The following is a 22,825-nucleotide window of genomic DNA, read 5'->3' as shown; positions in this document are numbered from 1 at the left end:
TGTCTTAACTTTTTTGACGAATGGTGAAATGCTGTCCTTGGGAGGATGTTGCAGGCTTGACAGGGTTTTTCTTTGATGAGCGATGCTTAGATCGTCCTTGATGTTGGGAGACAGAGTCTTTATCAGATGGAGCTTTGACTGCCTTGGTCTTTTTCTTAAACGAAGGCTTCCTAGATGTCTCTTTGGGAGAACTCGTATTAGCTTTGGACGTCTTAGATGACTTCTGCTGATGTCTGCGCTTATGTTGGGAAGAACTCTCCTCTTCAGTCATGAGGTTGACAGGTTCTTGATTTTCAAGGATAAAGTAAGCACAGCCAAAAGCACAGTACTCCTTTAAATACTCCGTAATCCTCGAAAAACGACTAAACTTAGCACTAGCCTTACTATCCTTATAAAAGCCCTTGATTCTCAACTGATCACTCGCCCAATCTCCGACCAAGTAATCATAGGTTAAGAGCCATTCTGAAAAACGCTGCCCAAATGTTTCGGGGTTAAAAGCATCCTTCTCATTGTGAACCAGTGTGAACTGAATGTCACCTGCTTCACTCTTGACCACATCACCAAAGTGAAGGAAGGTAGGACCTGGAAATTTATGGTAGTTAAGTTGTTCTGGTAAAACGTCTTTTCGCAAGGGGAATCCTTTCTGATTGATCTGCTAAACACCTCATTTTGTGAATATAGTGGGGTTAAAAGCATTAGCAGCTGTTTGTTCATGTCTTTTTATTATACACTATTTCAAAACATTTGTGACCATACAAACAATCATTATCAGACGACGGTATCATCAATCCAGATCATATCAGTTTTTGGTATCAAAGCCTTTCTGGTTGTGGTATAATGTTACTACTTTAATAAAAAATAGAGGTTCTCATGAAAAAAATACTATTAATCACCTTGACTGGTCTTGTTTTTTTAACCGCTTGTGATAAGATTGAACGTTCTCTAAAAGGCGATCACTATGTTGAGCAAAAAGAGGCTTTAAATCAAGCCAAAAAAGCTGAAAGCAGTGCCAAAAAAGAGATCCAAAAAGCTCTGAAGGCTGGTAAAGAAGCCTTCCCACAGCTGTCTGAAACCCTTGCTCAAGATGAAAGCCAAGTCATCATCACAACAAGCATGGGGGATATCAGCGTCAAGCTCTTTCCCAAATACGCTCCTTTAGCTGTCCAAAACTTTATCACTCACGCTAAGGAGGGCTACTATGACGGCTTGAGTTTCCATCGTGTCATCAAGGATTTTATGATTCAAACAGGAGATCCAAATGGTAACGGCACGGGCGGGCAATCCATCTGGCAAGGAAAAGATAAAAACATTGATTCAGGTACTGGCTTTAAAAATGAAGTCACACCTTATCTCTTTAACCTTCGTGGAGCTCTTTCGATGGCAAATGCTGGTCCTAATACCAATGGTAGCCAATTTTTTATCAACCAAAACCCTAATAGCCAGTCTGATCATATCAAACCTGGTGACTACCCTCAACCAATCATTGAAGCCTATCAACATGGTGGTAATCTAAGCCTTGATGGCTCTTACACCGTCTTTGGTCAGGTAATCGATGGTATGGCTATTGTAGATCAAATCGCAGCTGTTGAAACAGGTGAGGCAGACAAGCCAAAAGAGGCCGTCACCATCAAAACAATAACCGTTATCAAAGAAGCCAAAATCAACTAATCACAAAAAGCACGAGTTCATCTTAAGCTAAGAAGAACTCGTGCTTTTGTGATTATGACCGTCTCAAACCTAGCAACTTTTTGAAGGCTAAAGCGATTAAAAAAGTGATCAAGGCGACTAGGGCTGTTACGCCAGAAACAGTCACATCAAGTCCCAGACTGATATAATAGCCTATACTAGCTATAGCTACTGCAAAAAGAGAACTTAAGACACTAAACCAGACGAAGCGTCTGGTGACCAAACTCGCTAGCATGGCCGGAGCTACTAAAAAGCTAATCACTGTGATGGACCCTAGACTATCAAAAGCGGTTACAATGCTTAAAGACGTCAAAAACATAAGGCTAACCATTAACAGTGAAACCTTGACTCCTGCTAGTCTTGCCTGCGTCTGATCAAACAAAAAGAGAGACAAGTGACGGAAAAAAAGCAGGTAGAAAGTACTGATAACTAGAAGAAAAATTAAGCCTTTAACCAATGCCAAAGGCAGACTAAGGCCAAATAAATCCATTCTGACAAAAGGGGCAAACAATACCTCACCCATCAAAACCATATCCAAATCAAGATGGACATTTCTAGCAAACAAAGAGATGAGCATGACCCCCAAAGCAAAAAAGCAGGTGAAAACCAAGCCTGTCGCAGCATCGTGGGCAACTTTTTGACTATGAATGCGATCAATCAAAACGATGGTTAAGACCCCAAACACACTGGCACCAATCATCAAAAGCGGCGAATTTAGATCCCTAACAAGGAAAAAACCTAGAACAATCCCCAGCAAGACCGAGTGGGATAAGGCATCCGCAAGCATACTCTGATTGGTGATGACCAAAATATTACCAACCATACTACACGAAATGGCAAGCACTACCATAATCAAGAGAACTTCAGGCATGTCGATTTTCCTTTCTCACATAAGTTGACCACATAAAAGCTAAGGCGATAAAAAGACTCATCACGATGATGATGCTAGGCCCTGTAGACATGCCCTTAATCATAGAGCTTAAGAAACTGCCTAGAAAGGCTGAAAAAACAGCCATGAGACTACCTGCTATCAAGCTGTGGCGATAGGTTTTTCCTACAAGCAGACCAAAAACACTGGGCGCAATCAAAAAGCTACTCATCAAGATAGCCCCCACCACTTTTAACCCGACAGCAATCAGGGCAGTCATTAAGATAATCTGCCCTATCTTAATAGCTTTTATGGGCACTGCTGCAATTTGAGCAAAATTCTCATCAAATAGATAGAGACTAAGCTGATAAAATAAAAGGCAAAAAAGCCCAATCACTAGCAAAGATACCCCCATAATAAGATAAAGATCTGACTTTTGGATGAAGGCAGCCTGACCAAACAGGTAATTTTGAAGGCCTGCTTGTGAAGCTTTTTGATAGTGACTATTGCCCTGGAGAAGGTTTTTCAAAACCATTCCCAGTCCAAAAAAGGAAGCCGATACCAAGGAAAGAGCATTGACATAGCTCTGCTTACTATAGCTGTGAATGAGAAAAATCAAGCTATAAGAAAGCAAACCTGTCAGCATCGCACCCAGCATCAATAGTAAGGGATGGCGCGACTCAAAAACCATGAAGGACAAAATAACACCTGGATAAGAGGCATGGCCTAGAGCATCACCCACAAGGCTCTGGCGTTTGAGAACACTGATCGAGCCTAGAAGGCAAGATGCCAGGGCAAATACAGATGTCCCAAAAGCCACGGTCACAAAAGCATAATCTGTCAAAATACCGTACATGCTACAACTCCTTTGCCTTGGGTAACCATAGAGAATTTGCTTGACTGTGATAGGTTTGTTGATAGTTAGCCTCTGTCAAGACTTGATTGATAGGACCTTGGGCAATGGTCGTCTTGTTGAGCCAAACCAGATAGTCAAAGTAGGTGGAAAGACTTTGGATATCATGATGAATGACAACAGAGGTCTTTCCCTCCTTTTGAAAATCACAAAGAAGAGCCATGATTTTCTCTTCTGTCTTAATATCAACACCTGCCAAGGGCTCATCCATCAAGTAGAGCTCTGCCTCTTGCGCCAAGGCTCGAGCTAGAAAAACCCGCTGCCGTTGCCCACCAGATAGCTGGTCAATTTGACGGTTTTGCAAATCCAGCAAATCCAGTTTTTCAAGAGCTTCTAGGGTAGCTTCCTTATCTTTTTTTCCAGGTCTTTTGAGCCAATGAGTAATAAGAGGGTAGCGTCCCATCAATACAATGTCAAAAACCGTTGCTGGGAATTGCCAATTAACACAATTAGCCTGAGGGATATAGGCTACCTTTTGAGCTAGCCATTGCGCATTGGGGCTTGTCTCCCCTAACAAAGAGATCTGGCCAGACTGGATTGGTTCTAGCTGAAGAATGCTTTTTAATAGCGTTGATTTACCAGCTCCATTTGGACCAACAATCGCCGCTCGACTCCCTTTAGGGATGTCGATAGCCACCTGCGATAAGGCCAAATGAGATTGATATGAAACGGATAAATCCTTAATATGAATTGCTGTTTCCATAACATCAATAGATGAGCACCCTTCTTGAGTGCTCATTCCTTTCCTAAAAAAATAAAAGGGAAAAAGAGGGTCAACAAGCAAGAGAAATCATCTCGTACTCAAGAAAAAGCAAGAACCTAAATTTTTGAGGCTTGCTTTTTTAGAGTAGACCTTATGTCCCACCAAGTATAGTCTTTATTGCAAAGACGTCACAATGAGTTTGGTGTTGTGCTTGTACATGTCGATATAAGTGTCACCTTCTTCTCCCTCAGCTGCGAGAGAGTCTGAGAACAACTCTTTACCTTCACCTGTTACGACAGAGACCTTGCCACCTTTAGCGGCAACAGCTTCCTGTAATTTCTTCATACGCTCAGGATTGGTTGTTGACTCCGTAAAGATTGCCTTGATATTGTGCTCCTTAATCACATTGACCGTTTCAATCATATCACTGTTTGCGACCTCTGAGTCTGTGCTGACACCTTGTGGGGCGTAGAGCGTGAAATCATAGCGACGGGCAAAGTAATTGAAAGCATCATGCGGCGTTACCAGATAACGACTCTCTTTTGGAATCACTGATAGAGTCTCCTTGTTCCACTGGTCTAAGTCATCTAAGTCAGCTAGATAGGCTTTGGTGTTTTTAACGATAGCCTCTTTATGCTCTGGTACCAAAGCTATCAAGGCTTTTGAGCTTTCTGTGACAGCCTTTTTATACAAGTCAATATCAAACCAAAAATGAGGGTCTACCACTTCTTCGCCATCTTCATCCATGGTGGCAATTTCATCTTTAGAAAAGGATTTGGTCACAGCCGTTCCCTTTGCTTCTAAAGCATCAATCATTTTACCTTCAAAGTGCAGACCGTGATACAAAACCAAGTCAGCTGCCTGTAATTTTTTTAGGTCACTGGATTTAGCCACATACAGATGAGGGTCTTCCCCTGCTGGAATAATCAATTCGCGCTTGACGTAGTCTCCAGCCAACTGCTTGACCATGTCATTTAAAAAAGAAGTCGTAACGGTAACAACTGGCTCTTTGCCTTGGTTAGGCTTTGGCTGACTCGTTTTGGAAGCACAGGCCGTCAAGCCAAAGACCAGCAGCATCAAGAAAGCTAATGATGTCAATATTTTTTTCATTTAAAATCTCCTTAAATATGTTTATAAAATAAATTAGGTATACTTAATTTTATAAATAGATTACCTTATTTTATTTCTTTTGTCAACATTTTTTCTTGATTTTTGCTATACTTATCTTAATAGACTAACAAAGAAGGCAATACCCTATGACCCCTAATAAAGAAGATTACCTCAAGCGCATCTATGAATTAGGTGAAGGCCAGGTCAAAATCACCAATAAAGAAATCGCTGCCCAGATGGGGGTTTCTGCCCCTGCTGTTTCTGAAATGCTTAAAAAAATGATTCAAGAAGATTGGATTCTTAAAGACAAGCAAAAAGGCTACCTGATCACTCAAAAGGGAATGGCTTTGATATCAAGTCTTTATCGTAAACACCGTCTGATCGAATTATTCTTAATCAAAGATTTGGGCTACTCGACCAAAGAAGTGCATGAAGAAGCTGAAATTTTAGAGCATAGTGTTTCAGATAAGTTTATTGATCGCCTAGAGGCCATTCTCGATTTTCCAAAAACGTGTCCACACGGCAGTCGTATTCCTCGAAAAAACGAATTACTGCATGAAACCTACACCAAGCGCTTGTCAGATGTCAAAGAACTTGGCACTTATCAGCTAAAAAGGTATCATGATCATCTGGATCTCCTCAATTATCTTGAAGAAAATCAGCTGCAGTTGGGAGATCGCTTTGAGTTGCAAAAAATCGATCACTATACCCAAACCATGACGCTAAAAACCCAGCATAAAACCCTGATTTTACCAACAGTCATCACGGAACAACTATTTGTTGAACAGCCATAGCCATCGACTGACCTTACCCTAATTTTTTCTTATCCGATACCGGATAGTGAGAATGGGACAAGATCAACTTCTGACGAATGATTGATCTTGTCCCACTCTCATTTTTTAAGTCACCGTGATAATAATCAGGTATGCCCATCAAAAAATTGATTTTTGATGGGCCTTACCATTTTTCCAAAAAGGCTGTTACCATTTGGGCTGAAGCTTTCCCAGCCTCTATGATAAAGGTATCAAAGGTCACATTGGCATCGTGAGCAGCTGTATCGCTCATGGCACGAACAACAATGAAAGGTTTCCCACAAGATTGAGCCGCTTGAGCAATCGCTGCTCCTTCCATCTCAACAGCCAGCACCTCTGGAAACTGTGCTTTGATGGCATCAATCTTATCTTGACCAGCAATAAAACTGTCTCCTGTCGCAATCAAGCCTAATTGAGCATTGACAGAAGCCTCTGCCAAAACATCCTGAAAAACCTGAACAAACTGCTTATCGGATTCAAAATAGAGCGGTTGCATAGACATCTGCCCATAGTCATAACCAAAAGCTCTCAAATCAACGTCATGATAAACCAACCTATCAGCCACAACAAGGTCTCCAATCCCTAGACCGTCAGCCACTGCACCAGCTGACCCTGTATTGATCAAAGCATCGCACTGAAAATGATCCACCAAAATCGCAACTGACATAGCTGACATGACCTTACCGACACCCGATTGCACCAAGACAAGGTCATGATTACCAAGACGCCCACTATAATAAGTATTCCCAAGGACAATTTCCTCAGTTTTCCCCACAAGTTTTTCCACTAACAGACGCAGTTCCTGCTCCATAGCAGCAATAATTCCAATTTTCATCTTAATTTTCTCACTTAAATATAAAAGGTCGCAAGCAACAAGAGGGCAAAAAGCAGAAGAACAATGAGCAAGATCCGATTGATTTTAGTCTGAAAAGCCTGACGCTTAGCATTCTCAATCCGCCGACTCTTAATCATCGGTTTCTTTTTTTGGGTGGCATAGAAAGGCAGCTGAGGAGAAGTCCGCAACAGCTCGCTAGTCGATATAGCCTCTGATTTTCTCATCTCAACATCATCCTGATAAAGACCATCTAATGGTTCACCACGACTGGCACGCTCAATGATCTCATCGGTTAATAATGGTTTTCCCATAAGCGGTTATTTCCTTATATGAAGCGCATAATATTGTAAAGCCATAATGGTCTTAGCATCCTGTATGTGACCTGATGCGACCATGTCCATACAGTCTTGGTAGCTTAGTTCTAAGACTTCCAAAACTTCATCCTCATCTTGAGGCAGAGGATTGGGAACCTTGTTTAGATGAGTTGCCAGATAAAGCTTTATCTTTTCATTACAAAAGCCAATAGCGGTGTAGAACTCATACAAGAAAGTCAACGCTCCTGTGTAGCCTGTTTCTTCTTCTAACTCACGCGCAGCAGCTTCTTTTTCAGAACCGGCTTCGCCAACCTCTAGCTTTCCTGCTGGAATCTCGTAAGAAATCCCTTCAATAGCCTTGCGATATTGCTTGACTAAAATAATCTTATCCTCAGGTGTCACAGCCAGTGTTGCAACAGCGCCACTATGAAAGACTAACTCACGCTTGGACTGGCCTAAGCCATTTGGTAGGGCAACGTCATCAACCACCACCGTCAATAGCTGTCCTTCAAAAACGGTCTCACGCTTTAGGGTTTTTTCTTCAAATGCCATGGAAAATCCTCACTCTCAATGTTTTGATGATTGGTTATTGGGATGGTGTGGTAGTTTAAGAGCGTAGAACTCTTTAGTCTCCTGACGCGATCGCCCAATAGCAACGCTATCTTTAGGAACATCTTTGGTAATGGTTGACCCCGCTGCTGTAAGGGCATTATCTCCTACCTCAAGAGGCGCAATCAGGGTTGAATGACTCCCGATGAAGGCCTGGTCACCAATAACCGTCTCGAATTTACGTTGACCATCATAATTAACAGTAATAGTCCCAGCACCAATATTAACATTTTGTCCTATGTTAGCATTGCCCAGATAAGTCAAATGACCAGCCTTGGTATTGTCACCCATTTTGCTATTTTTTACCTCTACAAAGTTACCAATATGAACCTTTTTGGCTAGTTCTGTTCCTGGACGGATATGGGCATAAGGACCTACCGTCACACCGTCAGCCAAGAAGCTATCTGTAATCGTTGAGTTGGTAATGATAGCATTGGCGCCAATCTCAGAATCACTGATGTATGTGCCATTGGTCAATAAGGTCGCAGGACCAATCTTGGTATGACCTTTCAGGGTGACATTTGCCTCAAGGACAACCTCCTCAGCAATCACAACATCACTATCAATGTAGGTGGTCTCTGGGTCTTGGAAAGACACCCCCCTAAGCATATGCTCTTTGTTGATACGGTAACGCATGATTTTTTCTGCTGTCGCAAGGGCCACTCGGTCATTGACACCTAGACTCTCTTGAAAATCACGCAGCTTATACGCACCAACTTTTTCACCAGACGCTTTAAAAATACCAATAAGATCTGTTAAATAGTACTCCCCTTGAGCATTATTGGTTGTGATTTTTTGAAGAGCTTCAAAAAGACGTTTATTATCAAAGAGATAAGTGCTTGTATTGATTTCGGTGATGGTTTTTTCATAATCATTGGCATCTTTTTGCTCAACAATCTTGGTGACTTCCTGGTCTTTATTACGAACAATACGACCATAACCAAAGGGATTAGAAGCTTCAGCCGTCAAAATGGTGGCGACATTTTTATGGCTAATATGGTAATCAAGCAAGCTCTTGAGGCTCCCACCAGTGATCAAGGGATTATCACCAGCAATTACGAGGGTTTGCCCTTCAAGACCAGCCAAGACCTCTTCAGCCATCATAACCGCATGACCAGTCCCTAGCTGCTCAGCCTGCATGGCAAATTGTGTCTTCTGAGCCAGAGCTTCTTGCACTAATGAAGCCTTGTGACCGACAACAGTCACTATTGTCTCAGGATTGATAGCTGAAACGGCCCTAAACACATGCTCTAGCATGGGAAGGCCAGCGACTTTGTGCATCACTTTGGGAAGGTCAGATTTCATCCGAGTTCCTTTTCCCGCTGCTAAGATAATGGCATAATTCGTCATATTATTGTCTTTGTCAGATAATCATCCAACAACCTTTCCTACAAACTTTAAGCACTATCTATTATAGCATAATGACAGCCTTTGAAAAAGTTAGAAAACAAACCTTATCAACCAACTCTCTTTACAAACCCTAACTAAGTAAGGTCTCATCTTCTATCAATCATTATTTGAGCCTTCACCAACTGCAGTCTTCTCCATGCTCTCTAGGGCTGCTTCTAGGACTGCCATGACTGAGAGGCTATGCTCTAGGGCTGCTTTGGCTTTAGCTTTTTGATTTTGTGAGAGTATTTGCTCGAAAGCCACAAATTCAGCGTACATACGATGGTTATCACTATTGTGATTGATAATTACTGGCTCTTGTCCGTTTAAGGTCAAACTGACTTGTGGCATGGTATTGGTCGCACCTAGCACCGCGATAGAACCTTGGTTGCCTTGGATACTTGATCTGATCTCAGCACTACAATCTTTAGCACCGATACAAACTGCCTTGAATCTGCCATAATCCATCATCAAAATACCCGAGGTGTCAACTCCTCTCTCCATATTAGGCAGGTAGTCAACACGCTTAGGTTGTCCAAAAAGCCCGACAAGGAGGTGGATGTTGTAGATGTTTAAATCACGAAGAGCGCCGCCACCTTGGGCTGGGTCAAAAGCTGGTGCAATGTCCCCACGCTTAAAGGCATCATAGCGCGACGAATACTGAGCGTACTGACAGTTGACGATTTTGATGTCACCTAGCTGGTCAAGATTGTCTTTGATATAGGTAAAATTCTCTAAATATTGATTGGTGATGGCTTCCAGTAGGAAAAGTCCTCTTTGCTCAGCGATTGTTATCAAGTCCTCTAACTCTGCCAAGCGCAGTGTGAATGGCTTTTCACAAATAACATGCTTGCCCGCAGACAAAGCCTTCTTGGCATAGTCATAATGCAGATGGTTTGGTAGACCGATGTAAATCGTATCGACTGCTGGGTTGATCAACACCTCATCGTAGTCACTGGTGGCTTGAGGAATGGCATAGGTGCTTGCCAACTCACGCGCCGTATCAAGTGATCGTGGTGTCGATAAGATTGCCTCCAACTCGATGCCATCAATGTCTTTTAAGACTGGTAAAACTTCTTTGACAATCATACCAGTACCTAATAATACTAGTTTCATACCTTACTCTCCTTCTTTAAAAACCACTTTAAACTCTTCTAAAACAACTTTTGACGCTGGGTTAAAAGTTAGACCAGCCTCCATCAGCCATGCTGTGAACAAGGGTTCGTGAACCTCTCGCCAGTAAGCCAAACTTCTATCGCCTTCGCCCTCCTTATAAGCGTGTTCTGCCGACACATCTTTAAAAGGCACCACAGAAACCTTTGTAGTCTCAATAATGCAGACAGCCTCGCCTTGACCATCTAAGATAAGGTCGTAAGATCCCTCTTTAGGGAGCGGTTCTCTCTCCTGATCATACAAATCAAATGCCGATGCCGTCGCTGTTTTGGTTCCGTCTAATACTAACTGGGCCAGTAAGTCTGGCTCAACACCAAACGCCCAAGCATCCATCTCATCTCCAATCCTTGGATTAACGTTCTGGTATTCTTGCCACATCTCTACTGCTTTCATCCTAAACCTCCAATACTACCCTATCCTTGATCACTATTCTTTGACAATCAAAATAATAAGCCGTTCACACACCTTGGTGAACACTCATTCTCCTTACGGCCTCATCTCTCCTTGGTTTGATTGTTCTTTCGTTTCATCATTCTTTTCTGATTTTTTCTCGTTTGTGGTGCCTACTTCAAACTCCAACCACCGTCTATTTTGACGATTTCTCCTTGCATGGAAGCGAGTTTACCGGAGGCAAGCATCAGGGTTAACTCAGCAATTTCAGCTGGTTCAGTCCAACGCCCGATAGGCGTTTCTTGGGTTACCCAATCCGCTAGCCCACCTGGCTCAAAATCCGCTGCGGTCATGCCTGTCTTTACAGCCCCTGGAGCAATGCCAAAAACTTGAATCCCCTCTTTGGCATAATCTAAGGCCAGCTGGCGGGTTAATCCTGCTAGAGCATGCTTGGCAGCAGTGTAGGCAGCCCCACCGCCCCCAGCCAGAAAACTTGCAATAGAGCACATGTTAATGATTGTCCCTGAACCTTTGGCCACCATGTTAGCGAGATAATGACGCGTTATAGCTACTGTTGCAAACACATTCGTCGTAAAAATCGCTTGAAACGCCGCCTCAGAAATGTCTAATAGGGGCTTATAGTCATCTAAGACGCCAGCGGTATTACATAGGATATCAACCTCGGGAACTTGTTCGTAAAGCAGCGCCAAATCCTTGGTCAAATCCATCTGAAAAAACTGGAAGTTTGGATGAGACAAGTCTGGCCTTGCCGACTTGTCGACCCCATAAACCGCGTAGCCATTTTCCAAAAAAAGACGTGCTTGTGCAAGACCAATCCCAGATGCTGCCCCCGTCACTAAAACGCTCTTAGTCATCCACTGCCACCCAGTCATTGGCTAAAACATCGCAGGGAGTCGGACTCCACATGCTAAAGCCTTCGCCTTCTCCAGACACATTGATCAGGAAATACGGCGTCGCTGGCAACTTCTCACCATTAACCTCAATCGTCTCAAAGAGCTGAACGTAATTCTCAGCCCCTCCCCAGCCAGCACGAACGTATTTTTTCTTGGCTTTTAACCCTGGTAAAATCTCTTCAAATGTCATGATTTTCTCCTTTATCGTCTGTAATCGTTGATTTAATAGGCTTTTCAATTAGCCTATGAGTTCTAAAATATAAATTTGTTCACCTTTTTGTGGACTTATAAAGAATTTATGGCTTTTTCGTAATAGGAAACAGCCTCTTTTTCTTTGTCTTTTGATAGGTGTCCGTAAATATCCATAGTCATAGCTAAAGTAGCATGACCTAGGCGGTATTGTAATTCTTTATAGCTGATACCAGCATTTAGCAATAAACTAGCGTGAGTGTGTCGGAAAGCGTGAAAGGTAAATCTAGGGATAGCAATTTCAGCACACCGCCTGTCCAGACTGCCCTGTCTAGTCGCCATGTTTTGATATTCTTTCGTAGGTGTCGCAAACACCACCGCAGAAATACGCGCCCCAGTCTCTATAAATAATTGTCGCTGCCTATTCTTGTAAAGGCGTAGCAGATTGATTGTTTTCTTGTCTATGCTGATGACCCTAACCCCTGCTTTGCTTTTTGGCGCACCAATTAACTTTAATAACCTACTGTAATTCTTTGTTATGCTGATAGTGCCGTTATCTAGGTCAATATCAGACCATTCTAGGGCTACTACTTCCCCAAATCGGCAACCAGTAGCAAGTAAAACGCTGTATAGAACATAATCAAAGAAATAGCTAAATTTCTTATTGGCTAGCTTTTCCATGTAAGCCATTAACGCTTTTAAATCTTCTGGAGCTATGAACTTAATAGCCTTATTTTCCCTTTTTGGTACTTTAGGCAATATAACATCACGCGCAGGATTGAATGGCAATAACTGGAGAGATACCCCATATTGTAACACACGCCTATTGATTGAGTGGACAACGCTATAATGTACCAACTCAGTAGATAAATCATTGATAAAGCCTTGAATATAGCTAACAGATAGCTTATTTAATTTCAAAGCACCAAAGACTGGTATTAAGTGATTATAGAGCATTCTCTTAGTTGCTATGAATGTCTGAGGCTTTACCGTAAGCTGGTAACTTTCTAGCCATAACTCGGCCAATTCTTGATAATTCTTTATTGGCACAACTTTAGTAACCGTGTAGCCATTAGAAATGAATTCATCTTGCGCGTGCTTTGCTTTTTGCTTAACCTCTTTTCTTGTCCTACCTGTTACGCTTGTTTTAGCTTTCTTACCCGTTACCTGATCAGTACCTAAGTAAACATTAGCTCGGTACACGATAGTACCGTTTTTCTTTGTAATTGGTTTGATTTTCATGATAAAAACCTTTCTAAACATCAGCAGGCAAGCCATTATTAAAAAGATTTTGAGTTATTAGGTTTATATCATGCTGAGGCTTACGAGAAAGCCCCTATTTTCGTTTATTTGGGGTAGATAGTCTATTTATATTTATTGGGGTTAAAACGCTATACAAAGCATTTGAGCGCCTTTATGAAATGGTAAGGTTTTGGTAAGGTAAAACAATTTTGTACCACGCGCATTTTACTAAAAAATACTAATTTTGTTGAAATATGATGAAAGATGTCTTTACAAAACTTGACAAAACTAGACATTTTTTTAAGGTGTAGCACGCAGAAAACCTAGAAAAGTCTATCTTTCAGGTTTTGGAATGTTGGCAAATGTGAGCATAAAAGCCTATATAGGCGCGTAGGTTAATCTTTATTTTCAATATCAATCATTTTTTGAATTTCTTCATCATTCACTTTGTAAACTCGAGTACCTTCACCAATCCACCAATCTAATGATTTTAAAAATCCATATTCTTCTTTACTAACTTTTCCATATTGATTTTCGAACCAATTAGAATAATTAGATTGAATTTTTGAAATTATTTCACGCTTAATTTTTTTGAATAATTCTCCCTTATCATAAGGTGCAATATATTTTTTTAGAAAACCAATACTATCATCGTCAATATCTATGCTAACAGTAAAAGAATTATAATCCAAATCATAAAAGTAAGCTGAGATATACCAGATACTATAATTATCTCCCATAGGGGTATTCATAAAATTAACTTCTAACCCAAAATCACAACTAACTTCAATATCTATATTATCAGCTTGATGCTGATAAAAATCTAAGCTCTCTATTTGAGAACTGTTCGGTTTTTCATCTAATTCAAATGATTTTAGAGAAACTTTTATATCTTTATTTTCGTACATACTTTCTACTTCATAATCATAGGGTAAAAAGTCAAAAAAATCCTTGGGCTCTATTTTTAACGCCAAACAAATTTTATTTAATGTTATGTAATCTATTTTTGTACTACTGTTATTAACAATTTTAGACAAGGCTGCTGGAGTTATCCCAGTTTTAACCGATAGCCATGCAGCTGTTTTTTCTTTTGTCTTCAAGATATTTGCTAAATTATTTTTTATCACAACCATCCCTCCTTTATATTCATTTTACAATTATCTTCCAGAATACTCAACAAAAAATTATCGCGAAGAATAATTTTTTTGTTGACAATTTATTTTTTATTGGATATTATTATTTTGTGCAATAATTATTGCATAGAATAACTAAAAGAAAGGTTGACGATATGAATAATAATTTTCGTGTCATATTGGCAAAACAACGTAAAAAAGTTAGTGACGTTCACGAGGCAACAGGTATATCAAAAAGCGCACTTATCTCACTATACTATGAGCGTACTAAGCGCCCGGATATTGAAACCTTACAAAAGGTATCTGATTATCTAGGTGTAACTATTGATGAACTGCTGACAGTAGAAAACTAGGAGGCGCACAATGAACATTGTTTACATGGACGGCAAGAAAGAGCCGTACACCACTAGCGAGATTATCGCAGAATGTGCTGGGGTACAGCACCACACTGTTACACGCCTATTAAGAAATCATAAAGAACGATTTGAGGCGTTTGGATTTTATGGATTTGAAATCCATAAATTAAATGGAAAAGGGAGACCCAAAAAGGTCTATCACTTAAACGAGCAACAGGCCACTTTGCTGATCACTTATCTGGATAACACTCCTCAGGTTGTCAATTTCAAAACAAACCTAGTTAAAGCATTCTTTGAGTTACGAAAAGAGGTGGCAGAGTTCCGCTATCAGAGGGCTTTAGAAAAGCCAAAGCGCAAAACCTTGCACGATAGTATAGAGACATGGGAACAAGCACCGAAACACGCGCACCCAACCGTTAACAACTTGCTACTAAAAGGCGCTAGCGGATTGAATAAAAAGCAACTTATGGCACAACGTGGCGGTCATAATGGCATCGATAGCCTAACCAGTCAAGAGCTTATCAGATACCAGGCATTAGAAGACATGGCTATTGCTATGATTAACCTAGGCATGAGTTACCAAGATATAAAAACAATGGTATTCAGACAGAAAACGGAGGAATCACAATAGGCACACTAACAGCACTTCTACACCTTTTACTATGGGCATTTACAACAGATAGCCCAGAAGATGATTAAAAAACGCACCTTGTGGGCGCGTGAGAGCAATAAAAAAAGGCTTTGATAGCGACCAAACTTCCAAGCCTTTTCACACAATTAAACTAAAGCACAATAATAGGGCAGGCAAGCCGTTATTAAAGGGATTTTAGTATTTTATTGATACTTAGATTATACCATGATTTAGGTATCTTGACCATACGGAGAGAACTAACTCTTAAAAATAGCATAACACAAGAAACCAATTTGAAAAGCACCAACCAAAGCCCCACACTCAGAAATTAGGCGACCGAGAGCATGAGGCAATTACACAGAAAAATATGATAACGAGGTATCAAAATATGGCATTAAGCACACGAAACATCAAGCAACAAGGCAACCAAATCGCTGAGTTGCTCCCACGTATTGAAATTATCCAACAGCTAGGCAATGCTTTATTACTTGCTGATAATGCTGGAGCAGATAGCACTATTTTACATCATCAAACAAAACAAGCATTTAGCGTTATTTTTGAAATAACTGGACAGCTATATCAAGACTTAGATTTAATCGCTTGTAAGTTGATAAATTGTGATGATGATAAAGAATTGGAGGCTATTAGACAACATGAACGATAAGATTTTAAGCAACTATGAATTGCTATGTGCAGAGCTGGAAAATGTTATCAGCACCTTAGAGATAGCTATTAGTGATATTGATCAAGACAAAGCAACAGCTCTTGTAGCAGTAGCAACCAATGGACTAAAGCATCTTGTTTCAGAACACACAGAATTATCAGATAAATTTTTCAAGGAGTATGACAATGAATTTAAACAACATGACACAACAAGAATTTGATGAACTTCTAGCAGAGATAAAAGAAAATACTCCTAATCTATTTCAATTTATCGAGGATTTTATAGATAAAAAAGTGACACGCGAAGAAGTTAGTGTTTATTTATCTATGACCTCTGACCAGCAACAAAACTATATTGACAACTATCAAGCGAGGTAAGACATGCAAAATGAACTAAATCTAACACCAACACAAAATATTATCTTGATTATCGTGTGTTTGGTTTTTCTCGTCTTGTTATGGCGTTATGAGAGCTATATAGAGCTTGATATTAGCCCACAAATTGATGAGGTAGGGGAAAACACCACAGACCACGTAAAAGAGCACTATGGGGCTTATATTTGGCTTGCTGGCAAGAAATTTAACTAGGAGGCATTACATGACATACACAATAGACATTTACCCAAACCCAGAAAATGCACCAGATAAGCAAACGGAGGTAACAGAATGACACTACCACCGCTACCAGAGAATTATAGACGTGTCCTTAATCTTATCAAGGTAGGAGCTGACAACCCTACCACAGGGGCAGAAATAGCCCTTATTTTGAAGTTGGAAGAAAGGACAGTACAAAGTATCATCAGCCGTTTAATCACGCGCTACGGTGTTCCTATCATTGGCGTAAGACATGGTTTCAATCGTGGGTACTTTATCCCAGCAGATAAGGCTGAGTTGTTAGACGGTGCTAAAGCCTTTTACAACCAAGTACAGGAAGAACAAAAGCGCCTAAGTGTTTTGTTAAATGCTGACCTTGATAGCTATAAGGAGTTACTGAAAGGGGCTGATATGAATGTTTAGTTTAAGCAAAGAGAGTGAAAACAGTCTAAAACGCGGCATATTATCACTAATATCTGGGTTTCTAAAAGAATATCTAAAACCCAAACCACGGATAACAGGCTTAATCACTCCCAAACAGATAAAAGATGAACTGGATGTAGATTATAAAACTTTGCAACGTTGGGAGCGTGCAGGCTTAAAAAGGCTTACCCCTCCTATCGAGGACACGCGCAAAGTCTTTTATAAAATTGACGACCTTTTAATATTTTTAGGAGCAGAGAAATGACAATATACGAGGCTAGAGGGTTCAGCAATACCTTGCACCCTTTCGATAAATTAGAACCTTTTGAATATATCTCTAAATTTAAGCCTATGGTTGTACCACAAGAGGTTGACCTTGAAGAATTTAAGCGGACACAAGCCCCTTACTGTTTGAGTGGTAAAGTGAAACCAGATACCAATGGAAGTTATAAGCGTAATAATGTTAGCCTTGTCTATCGTGATTTGATTTTCTTAGACTATGACGATATAGAGACAGGCATAGACCTCCCTAAAATCGTTTCTGAGGCACTTAGTGCCTTTTCCTATATCATTTACCCAACTATTAAGCACACAGCCGAAAAACAGCGTTTTAGGCTTGTAATTAAGCCTAGTAATGTGATGAATGAGGCAACCTATAAGCAAGTTGTAACTGAAATAGCTGAAAAAATAGGGTTACCTTATGACACAGCAAGTCTTACCTGGTCACAGTTGCAAGGCTTACCAGTGACAACTGGAGAGCTAGTAGATTATCAAATAATTGTAAACAGAGGATATGATTATATCGTGCCTGGCCAGCCATTATCTGATCATCCTACTACTGCTTACTCTGTACCAAATAATCAGCAACCTAAAAGAAAATCCATGACTATGCGCGTGATAGATACCTTATTACATGGTTTTGGTAACGAGGGAGGGCGTAACGTGGCACTCACGCGTTTTGTGGGGCTACTCCTTAATAAATGGGTTGATTGTGACGTAGAAACAGCTTATGAGCTTGCACAAATAGCTAACAGCGTAACTAATAAGCCAATCCCACAAAGGGAGTTAGATAGAACTTTTGAAAGTATCGTAAAATCTGAAATTAGAAAGAGGTCGAGAATGTGAATATCAATGAATTACAACAAGAATTAGATAACGCCAAACAAGTTAAAAAGCCCCAAACTATGAAAGAGCTGTACCAACTTTTACAATCATTAGGCGAGGCTTGGCGTGATGAACATAAAGAAGAAAAAGAAATCACTAAAGGTAACAGAAAAGGCGAGGTAGAAACCAAAATACCACGCCCTAGTGTTGCTGAAGTAGCTAATATTTTACTCAAAAATTGCTATTTTACCTTTATTGGGTACAGCAAACTAACAGACAGTAGCCAGCTATACATCTACCATTTAGATTTAGGCTATTATATTGCTAGCCGTGATATAGTCAATAAGTTAATTCTGAAATTTGATAGCAGGCTGACATCTAAGCGATTTACCGAAGAAGTGATTATTTTTCTAAGGACAGAAACAAAAATCAAGCCCCCTATGCAGGAAAGCTATTTAATACCAGTCAGAAATGGCATTTTTAACTTACATACTAAACAATTAGAACCATTTAACCCTAAGCATATTATCACAACCAAGATAACCACAGCATACAACCCAGAGGCTAAAAAGCCTTTACTTGGTGGCTGGTTTGATTTTGATAAGTGGTTAGGTACTCTTGCTTGTGGCGATCAAGAAATCATCACACTACTTTGGCAAGTCATGAACGAGGCTATCAATCCCAACCGCACGCGCAAAAAGATGGTCATTTTAACTGGAGATGGGAACAACGGAAAAGGGACATTTCAAGCTCTATTAGAAAATCTGATAGGCAAGGAAAACATCAGCAACCTTAAACCAGACCAATTCCAAGAACAGCACCTACTTTCAGCGCTTAATGGAAAGGTTTGTAATGTTGGTGATGATATTTCTGACAAATACCTGGACAGTGTTTCCGACCTAATGAGTATTGTCACAGGCGATACTATCCAAGTAAACCCTAAACATTTACAGCCCTATGAGGCTACCTATCGCCTACTATGTATCTTTTCTGGTAATGGTATCCCTAGAAGTCGCAACAAATCACAAGGCTGGTATAGGCGGTTATGTATCGTACCCTTTAACGCTGATTTTAATGGTACAGTAGAACGCCCAGAAATCAAAGACGATTTTATTAAAAACAAAGAGCTTTTAGGATGGGTACTCTATCAAATCCTAAATATGGCGGAATTTGATAAATTCATTGAACCTAAAGCAGTCAAAGACATGTTAGACGAGTACAAGGAGGATAACGACTTTTATTATTCTTTTGTGGTCGGAACTTACATCCCTAACGGCTATCATGAATTGCAACATGTACCACTACCCATTATCAAGCAATGGCTAGAAGAATTTACAGAGGATGAGGGTATCAAAAACGCCAATCTATACGGTTACGGCAAGAAAATGCTTGCTGTACTGAACAAAGAAAGTGATGGAACATATACCATAAAGTCTGGTCGAGTACCCATAGAGGATTATAAAAAGTTAGACCCTAATGAGTTTTACGGTAGAAAACTGAGCGGAGTTCCAAAGGGAATACATAAAGACGACAAAGAATAGTAAGAGGGATCAAAGTTTGTGACCGTGTGACCAAGATGTGACCAAGATTTTAAAAAACGGTCACACGCTGAAACCCTTGATAATACTGACTTTTTACACCTAAATTATTAAAATGTGACCATGTGACCAAGATTTTTATTTATATATATAGGAGTTGGAAATCATTTCATCTTTTTTATATAAATAATTTTTCAAAAGACGGTCACAAGATTTTGGCACCACCTAAACCCTTGGTACTACTAGCTTAAAAGGTGTGACCAAGTTTTTTCAAAGATGGTCACAAATAGCAAAAGTTTACATAATTTATCTTAAAGCAGAAAATGGAGACTAAAAAATGACAGAAAACGACTACCTAGAACAAGCTGAAAAGGATAGATCAGAACTTGAACAACACCGCCTAAATTATATTGCTGATGATACACCCGTGGAAGTTGGCGATATTCCCAAACTACTAGAGATAGCTCAAAAGTTACAGGCAGAAGATACTAGTCTAAACATCTATGAACTGTACAAGCACCCAGAGGCGCGTGCTAAGCTATTCTCACAGGTAGCTGAGGCTTGTTATATGACTTTAAACCTATCACCAACACAAGCCCAAAGATTGGCATTTTGCGACTATCTAGAACAGCAATACGAAAACACCTTAAAGAAAATGATTGCCAGCACAGACAAACAGGCACTAGGTGAGTTACTAGATTTGTTAGAGCTACCAGCAGAGATAGAAAGCCAGTTTATCCGAGATGTGGCAGTCAGTGGGCTACTAGCCAAAGATTGAACAGAGAGGCACGCGCCTCTTTTGTTGTTTAATCAATAAATTTGGGTTTTGCCAATAAGGGAGGGGAAAATGATTGAATTGACCATAGAAAAGATAGTCAAACCACTAAAAGAAAAAGGGTCATCAAAAGCATGTGGACAGTTGAGAGGTCAGACTATCACTATTGACCTCAACAACTTAACTGTTAGCTATGATAGCCAACAGATAAAACTAGCTAGCATACCAGGCACTTACGGAGGTATCCGCTACTTCTTTCTTTGTCCTGATTGTGGTAAGCGGTGCAGGAAACTTTATAAGCAATATCTGTATTTTGGTTGTGGAATGTGTCAACAAGTCTACAAGAAAACACTAAACCGAAGTAAAACAGATTGTCAGTATTATTTTGAGCTAGCTTTTAAAGAGGCTAGAAAGATAGACCCCAGTTACTATCCAGAAAAAGGATACGTTGATTATGACAATTTTCCTAGCAGACCAAAAAGAATGAGAGCTAAGACATACTGGAAACATTACAGAAAGTTTACTAGCTATTTAGATAAAGGGGTGAGCTATTGGTTGGGGGGATTAAAATAACGGACAGCGAGTCATAACTCAAACAGGAGTCTTTAGATCACTTGACCGACCGGCCAGAGGTAAATCGCGAGTGATCGGAATACCTACTTTTATGGACGCTAAAAACCTACAAACATTGATTTCATCAGATTTAAGAGCCGTGATCAAATAGCAAAGCGTTCTAAAAATTGCTGAGATTATGGCTAGGTACAGAATGAAAATCTAGCAAGATTTTAACAAGGCTAGGTCAATAAATAATGGTGATATTTTAGTATGTGTTACTTGCTGGATTGAGTGCTTGAACAACGAGGGAACAGCGAGAAAATCCCCCATGAACAGAGAAGATTTTATAGTTTGAACCTAGAGCAAACCAAGAGACTTTACCCAATCGAACAATGGACGAACAATGAAAACTTCTCAGAATTGAAGCAAAGATAAAGCAAAGAACACGCGCTATTTTTGATATAATCATAGTCATATCGAGGTATTAAATTATGTTTGAAATCAATATGACGATTAACGAGCAACTAAGAAACGCTAGAGACTTAAAGCCATTCATTGAAAGCCTAGAAATCGAGCTAGTACAGGTAAGGGAACAATTCAAATCACAGCCAGCACTACTAGAACCCCAAGAAACTGAAATACTAACAGCCATTAGAGAAATCACAGCTAGACGGCAATATATGGCTGACTTAATCAATCAGTTATCAGATAAAAGGCAACGTGATGTATTAACGGCACAATATATCAAAGGCATAAAAACTAAGAACCTAGCTAATTTTTTAGGGCTAAAAGGTAAAGAAGTTCAAAGTATACAAAGAAAAGCCATTAAGAACTTAGAGCAGTTACAAAATCAGTTAGAACGTTACTAGACTTAATATAAGCCCTATTTTGGCGCGTGTTTTATCTTGTCCGATAAATTAATCACAATCCAACTCAAAGCCCTTAGAAACGATTTTAGGGGCTATTTTTGATAACTAACATTAGACAAGATTATTTTCTTTTACTTGAATACGTGTTGCACGTATGATATAATGATATTGTCAGGAGGTAAAAGCGCTCTGCCTATGACACAAAAAGAAATGGTTAAACTTCTTACCGCCAACGGTTGGACAAAGACCAAAGGGGGTAAAGGGGCACACGTTAAACTTGAAAAAGCAGGCGAGCGACCTATAACCATTCCCCACGGTGAAATTAACAAATACACCGAAAGGGGTATCAAAAAGCAAGCAGGGCTGTTATAAAGGCAGTCCCCCGCTTGTCTTTCATTTTGGAGGTAAACTATGCTTGTCACTTATCCAGCTTTATTTTATTTTGACGATACAGACGGAGCTAACGCCCCTTACTTTGTCACTTTCCCAGATTTTGAACATTCAGCAACTCAAGGCGAGAATATGGCTGACGCTATGGCAATGGCTAGCGATTGGTTAGGCATTAACCTAGCTGATTATATTGAGAATGGACGAGATATTCCCACTCCTACCCCTATTAACACCTTATCTTTAGCAGATAATAACCCTTTCCGTGATGATGAGGATATAGAGCTTATCTATGACCCTAGTAAGTCTTTTATTTCTATGGTTATGGTTGATGTTGCCGAGTATTTAGGCAGTCAAGAACCTATAAAGAAAACTCTAACTATCCCACGTTGGGCGGATACTTTAGGGCGTGAGTTGGGGCTAAATTTCTCACAGACCTTAACAGACGCTATTGCAGATAAAAGAATTCATGCTTAATATTAGCAGACCGACACCGTTTTCGGTCTGTTTTTGCGTTATTGGATACAGTATGAAACAGTAAAATACAGTAGGTTTGCGCGTGACAATAGCTTGAAACTGACTTGTTAAGGTCAACAAAATTGTCAACCACGCGCTTCGCAGCGTTTATCTATTCGAGTGATAACGTGGTA

General features: G+C 40.1%; 32 protein-coding genes. 17 read left to right on the top strand and 15 right to left on the bottom strand.

The window, feature by feature from the left end:
* Positions 1-4 precede the first annotated feature (4 nt).
* On the bottom strand, positions 5-631 hold the full coding sequence (locus tag ACMZ6Z_RS02660; RefSeq protein ID WP_416131121.1) for a YutD family protein: 627 nt from the start codon (positions 629-631) through the stop codon (positions 5-7).
* A gap of 239 nt (positions 632-870) precedes the next feature.
* On the opposite strand from ACMZ6Z_RS02660, the gene ACMZ6Z_RS02655 reads away from it, so the two are divergent.
* Positions 871-1,668: a peptidylprolyl isomerase gene (locus ACMZ6Z_RS02655; protein ID WP_416131120.1), complete on the top strand. Its 798-nt coding sequence runs from the start codon at positions 871-873 to the stop codon at positions 1,666-1,668.
* A 52-nt stretch (positions 1,669-1,720) separates the two neighbouring features.
* Here the strand turns inward: ACMZ6Z_RS02655 and ACMZ6Z_RS02650 are convergent, their stop codons facing one another.
* The 4 genes from ACMZ6Z_RS02650 to ACMZ6Z_RS02635 form a co-directional block, all read right to left on the bottom strand.
* The gene (locus ACMZ6Z_RS02650) at positions 1,721-2,557 is read right to left on the bottom strand and encodes a metal ABC transporter permease (protein WP_416131119.1); all 837 of its coding nucleotides are present in this window, start codon (positions 2,555-2,557) and stop codon (positions 1,721-1,723) included.
* Complete coding sequence (locus ACMZ6Z_RS02645) at positions 2,550-3,410, bottom strand: metal ABC transporter permease (RefSeq protein ID WP_416131118.1); 861 nt, start codon at positions 3,408-3,410, stop codon at positions 2,550-2,552. The genes ACMZ6Z_RS02650 and ACMZ6Z_RS02645 overlap by 8 nt, the downstream gene beginning before the upstream one ends.
* 1 nt (position 3,411) lies before the next feature.
* Positions 3,412-4,170 carry a metal ABC transporter ATP-binding protein gene (locus ACMZ6Z_RS02640; RefSeq protein ID WP_416131117.1) on the bottom strand — a complete coding sequence of 253 codons (759 nt, stop codon included), beginning with the start codon at positions 4,168-4,170 and terminating at the stop codon, positions 3,412-3,414.
* A 174-nt stretch (positions 4,171-4,344) separates the two neighbouring features.
* Positions 4,345-5,280: a metal ABC transporter solute-binding protein, Zn/Mn family gene (locus tag ACMZ6Z_RS02635; protein ID WP_416131116.1), complete on the bottom strand. Its 936-nt coding sequence runs from the start codon at positions 5,278-5,280 to the stop codon at positions 4,345-4,347.
* Positions 5,281-5,426: 146 nt separating this feature from the next.
* Between ACMZ6Z_RS02635 and ACMZ6Z_RS02630 the strand changes: the two genes are divergently transcribed.
* Positions 5,427-6,074, top strand: a complete 648-nt coding sequence (locus ACMZ6Z_RS02630) for a metal-dependent transcriptional regulator (RefSeq protein ID WP_416131115.1) — start codon at positions 5,427-5,429, stop codon at positions 6,072-6,074.
* A gap of 163 nt (positions 6,075-6,237) precedes the next feature.
* Here ACMZ6Z_RS02630 and ACMZ6Z_RS02625 read toward each other — a convergent pair whose 3' ends face one another.
* The 10 genes from ACMZ6Z_RS02625 to ACMZ6Z_RS02580 all read right to left on the bottom strand — a co-directional run bounded on the left by ACMZ6Z_RS02625 (position 6,238) and on the right by ACMZ6Z_RS02580 (position 14,274).
* Positions 6,238-6,927, bottom strand: coding sequence for a 5'-methylthioadenosine/adenosylhomocysteine nucleosidase (locus tag ACMZ6Z_RS02625; RefSeq protein WP_416131114.1), 690 nt, complete (start codon positions 6,925-6,927; stop codon positions 6,238-6,240).
* Between the two features lie 14 nt (positions 6,928-6,941).
* Positions 6,942-7,238: a cell wall synthase accessory phosphoprotein MacP gene (macP, locus tag ACMZ6Z_RS02620; RefSeq protein WP_416131113.1), complete on the bottom strand. Its 297-nt coding sequence runs from the start codon at positions 7,236-7,238 to the stop codon at positions 6,942-6,944.
* Between the two features lie 6 nt (positions 7,239-7,244).
* Positions 7,245-7,793, bottom strand: a complete 549-nt coding sequence (locus tag ACMZ6Z_RS02615) for an NUDIX domain-containing protein (protein WP_416131112.1) — start codon at positions 7,791-7,793, stop codon at positions 7,245-7,247.
* 15 nt (positions 7,794-7,808) lie between these two features.
* Positions 7,809-9,200 (bottom strand): bifunctional UDP-N-acetylglucosamine diphosphorylase/glucosamine-1-phosphate N-acetyltransferase GlmU, encoded by a 1,392-nt coding sequence (gene glmU / locus ACMZ6Z_RS02610; RefSeq protein WP_416131111.1) that lies wholly within the window; start codon positions 9,198-9,200, stop codon positions 7,809-7,811.
* Positions 9,201-9,356: 156 nt separating this feature from the next.
* A complete protein-coding gene (locus ACMZ6Z_RS02605) occupies positions 9,357-10,355 on the bottom strand; it encodes a Gfo/Idh/MocA family protein (RefSeq protein ID WP_416131110.1) in 999 nt (332 codons plus the stop codon).
* Between the two features lie 3 nt (positions 10,356-10,358).
* The gene (locus ACMZ6Z_RS02600; RefSeq protein ID WP_416131109.1) at positions 10,359-10,805 is read right to left on the bottom strand and encodes an ASCH domain-containing protein; all 447 of its coding nucleotides are present in this window, start codon (positions 10,803-10,805) and stop codon (positions 10,359-10,361) included.
* A gap of 170 nt (positions 10,806-10,975) precedes the next feature.
* Entirely contained in the window at positions 10,976-11,677 is a 702-nt protein-coding gene (locus tag ACMZ6Z_RS02595; protein ID WP_416131108.1) for a 3-oxoacyl-ACP reductase, read from the bottom strand.
* Positions 11,670-11,906, bottom strand: coding sequence for a DUF2829 domain-containing protein (locus ACMZ6Z_RS02590; protein WP_416131107.1), 237 nt, complete (start codon positions 11,904-11,906; stop codon positions 11,670-11,672). The genes ACMZ6Z_RS02595 and ACMZ6Z_RS02590 overlap by 8 nt, the downstream gene beginning before the upstream one ends.
* Before the next feature lie 95 nt (positions 11,907-12,001).
* Positions 12,002-13,147 (bottom strand): tyrosine-type recombinase/integrase, encoded by a 1,146-nt coding sequence (locus ACMZ6Z_RS02585; protein ID WP_416131106.1) that lies wholly within the window; start codon positions 13,145-13,147, stop codon positions 12,002-12,004.
* Positions 13,148-13,542: 395 nt separating this feature from the next.
* Positions 13,543-14,274 (bottom strand): helix-turn-helix domain-containing protein, encoded by a 732-nt coding sequence (locus ACMZ6Z_RS02580; RefSeq protein WP_416131105.1) that lies wholly within the window; start codon positions 14,272-14,274, stop codon positions 13,543-13,545.
* Positions 14,275-14,435: 161 nt separating this feature from the next.
* On the opposite strand from ACMZ6Z_RS02580, the gene ACMZ6Z_RS02575 reads away from it, so the two are divergent.
* From ACMZ6Z_RS02575 to ACMZ6Z_RS02505, 15 genes are all read left to right on the top strand, one after another.
* Positions 14,436-14,633: a helix-turn-helix domain-containing protein gene (locus ACMZ6Z_RS02575; protein WP_023370983.1), complete on the top strand. Its 198-nt coding sequence runs from the start codon at positions 14,436-14,438 to the stop codon at positions 14,631-14,633.
* A 10-nt stretch (positions 14,634-14,643) separates the two neighbouring features.
* The gene (locus tag ACMZ6Z_RS02570) at positions 14,644-15,267 is read left to right on the top strand and encodes a Rha family transcriptional regulator (RefSeq protein WP_416131104.1); all 624 of its coding nucleotides are present in this window, start codon (positions 14,644-14,646) and stop codon (positions 15,265-15,267) included.
* A 388-nt stretch (positions 15,268-15,655) separates the two neighbouring features.
* On the top strand, positions 15,656-15,931 hold the full coding sequence (locus tag ACMZ6Z_RS02565) for a hypothetical protein (RefSeq protein WP_416131103.1): 276 nt from the start codon (positions 15,656-15,658) through the stop codon (positions 15,929-15,931).
* Positions 15,921-16,151, top strand: a complete 231-nt coding sequence (locus ACMZ6Z_RS02560; RefSeq protein ID WP_416131102.1) for a hypothetical protein — start codon at positions 15,921-15,923, stop codon at positions 16,149-16,151. Before ACMZ6Z_RS02565 ends, ACMZ6Z_RS02560 begins: the two co-directional genes overlap by 11 nt.
* Complete coding sequence (locus tag ACMZ6Z_RS02555; protein ID WP_416131101.1) at positions 16,111-16,308, top strand: hypothetical protein; 198 nt, start codon at positions 16,111-16,113, stop codon at positions 16,306-16,308. The genes ACMZ6Z_RS02560 and ACMZ6Z_RS02555 overlap by 41 nt, the downstream gene beginning before the upstream one ends.
* Positions 16,309-16,311: 3 nt before the next feature.
* Positions 16,312-16,518, top strand: coding sequence for a hypothetical protein (locus ACMZ6Z_RS02550; protein ID WP_416131100.1), 207 nt, complete (start codon positions 16,312-16,314; stop codon positions 16,516-16,518).
* A gap of 78 nt (positions 16,519-16,596) precedes the next feature.
* The gene (locus ACMZ6Z_RS02545) at positions 16,597-16,947 is read left to right on the top strand and encodes a hypothetical protein (protein WP_416131099.1); all 351 of its coding nucleotides are present in this window, start codon (positions 16,597-16,599) and stop codon (positions 16,945-16,947) included.
* On the top strand, positions 16,940-17,212 hold the full coding sequence (locus tag ACMZ6Z_RS02540; RefSeq protein WP_017768772.1) for a hypothetical protein: 273 nt from the start codon (positions 16,940-16,942) through the stop codon (positions 17,210-17,212). Before ACMZ6Z_RS02545 ends, ACMZ6Z_RS02540 begins: the two co-directional genes overlap by 8 nt.
* On the top strand, positions 17,209-18,072 hold the full coding sequence (locus tag ACMZ6Z_RS02535) for a primase alpha helix C-terminal domain-containing protein (RefSeq protein WP_416131098.1): 864 nt from the start codon (positions 17,209-17,211) through the stop codon (positions 18,070-18,072). The genes ACMZ6Z_RS02540 and ACMZ6Z_RS02535 overlap by 4 nt, the downstream gene beginning before the upstream one ends.
* Entirely contained in the window at positions 18,069-19,592 is a 1,524-nt protein-coding gene (locus tag ACMZ6Z_RS02530) for a DNA primase family protein (protein ID WP_416131097.1), read from the top strand. The genes ACMZ6Z_RS02535 and ACMZ6Z_RS02530 overlap by 4 nt, the downstream gene beginning before the upstream one ends.
* Positions 19,593-19,926: 334 nt before the next feature.
* Positions 19,927-20,367, top strand: coding sequence for a hypothetical protein (locus ACMZ6Z_RS02525; RefSeq protein ID WP_416131096.1), 441 nt, complete (start codon positions 19,927-19,929; stop codon positions 20,365-20,367).
* 69 nt (positions 20,368-20,436) lie between these two features.
* Positions 20,437-20,937, top strand: a complete 501-nt coding sequence (locus ACMZ6Z_RS02520; RefSeq protein WP_416131095.1) for a hypothetical protein — start codon at positions 20,437-20,439, stop codon at positions 20,935-20,937.
* Between the two features lie 473 nt (positions 20,938-21,410).
* Positions 21,411-21,788 (top strand): sigma-70 family RNA polymerase sigma factor, encoded by a 378-nt coding sequence (locus ACMZ6Z_RS02515; protein ID WP_416131094.1) that lies wholly within the window; start codon positions 21,411-21,413, stop codon positions 21,786-21,788.
* 189 nt (positions 21,789-21,977) lie between these two features.
* Positions 21,978-22,160 (top strand): type II toxin-antitoxin system HicA family toxin, encoded by a 183-nt coding sequence (locus tag ACMZ6Z_RS02510; protein WP_416131169.1) that lies wholly within the window; start codon positions 21,978-21,980, stop codon positions 22,158-22,160.
* A 39-nt stretch (positions 22,161-22,199) separates the two neighbouring features.
* Positions 22,200-22,652: a type II toxin-antitoxin system HicB family antitoxin gene (locus ACMZ6Z_RS02505; protein ID WP_416131093.1), complete on the top strand. Its 453-nt coding sequence runs from the start codon at positions 22,200-22,202 to the stop codon at positions 22,650-22,652.
* Positions 22,653-22,825: the final 173 nt, after the last annotated feature.

Source organism: Streptococcus pluranimalium, from assembly GCF_047785705.1.
Classification (GTDB): Bacteria; Bacillota; Bacilli; order Lactobacillales; family Streptococcaceae; genus Streptococcus; species Streptococcus pluranimalium_A.
Note: the sequence above shows the minus strand (reverse complement) of the source record. Positions and strands in the feature narration are given on the sequence as shown.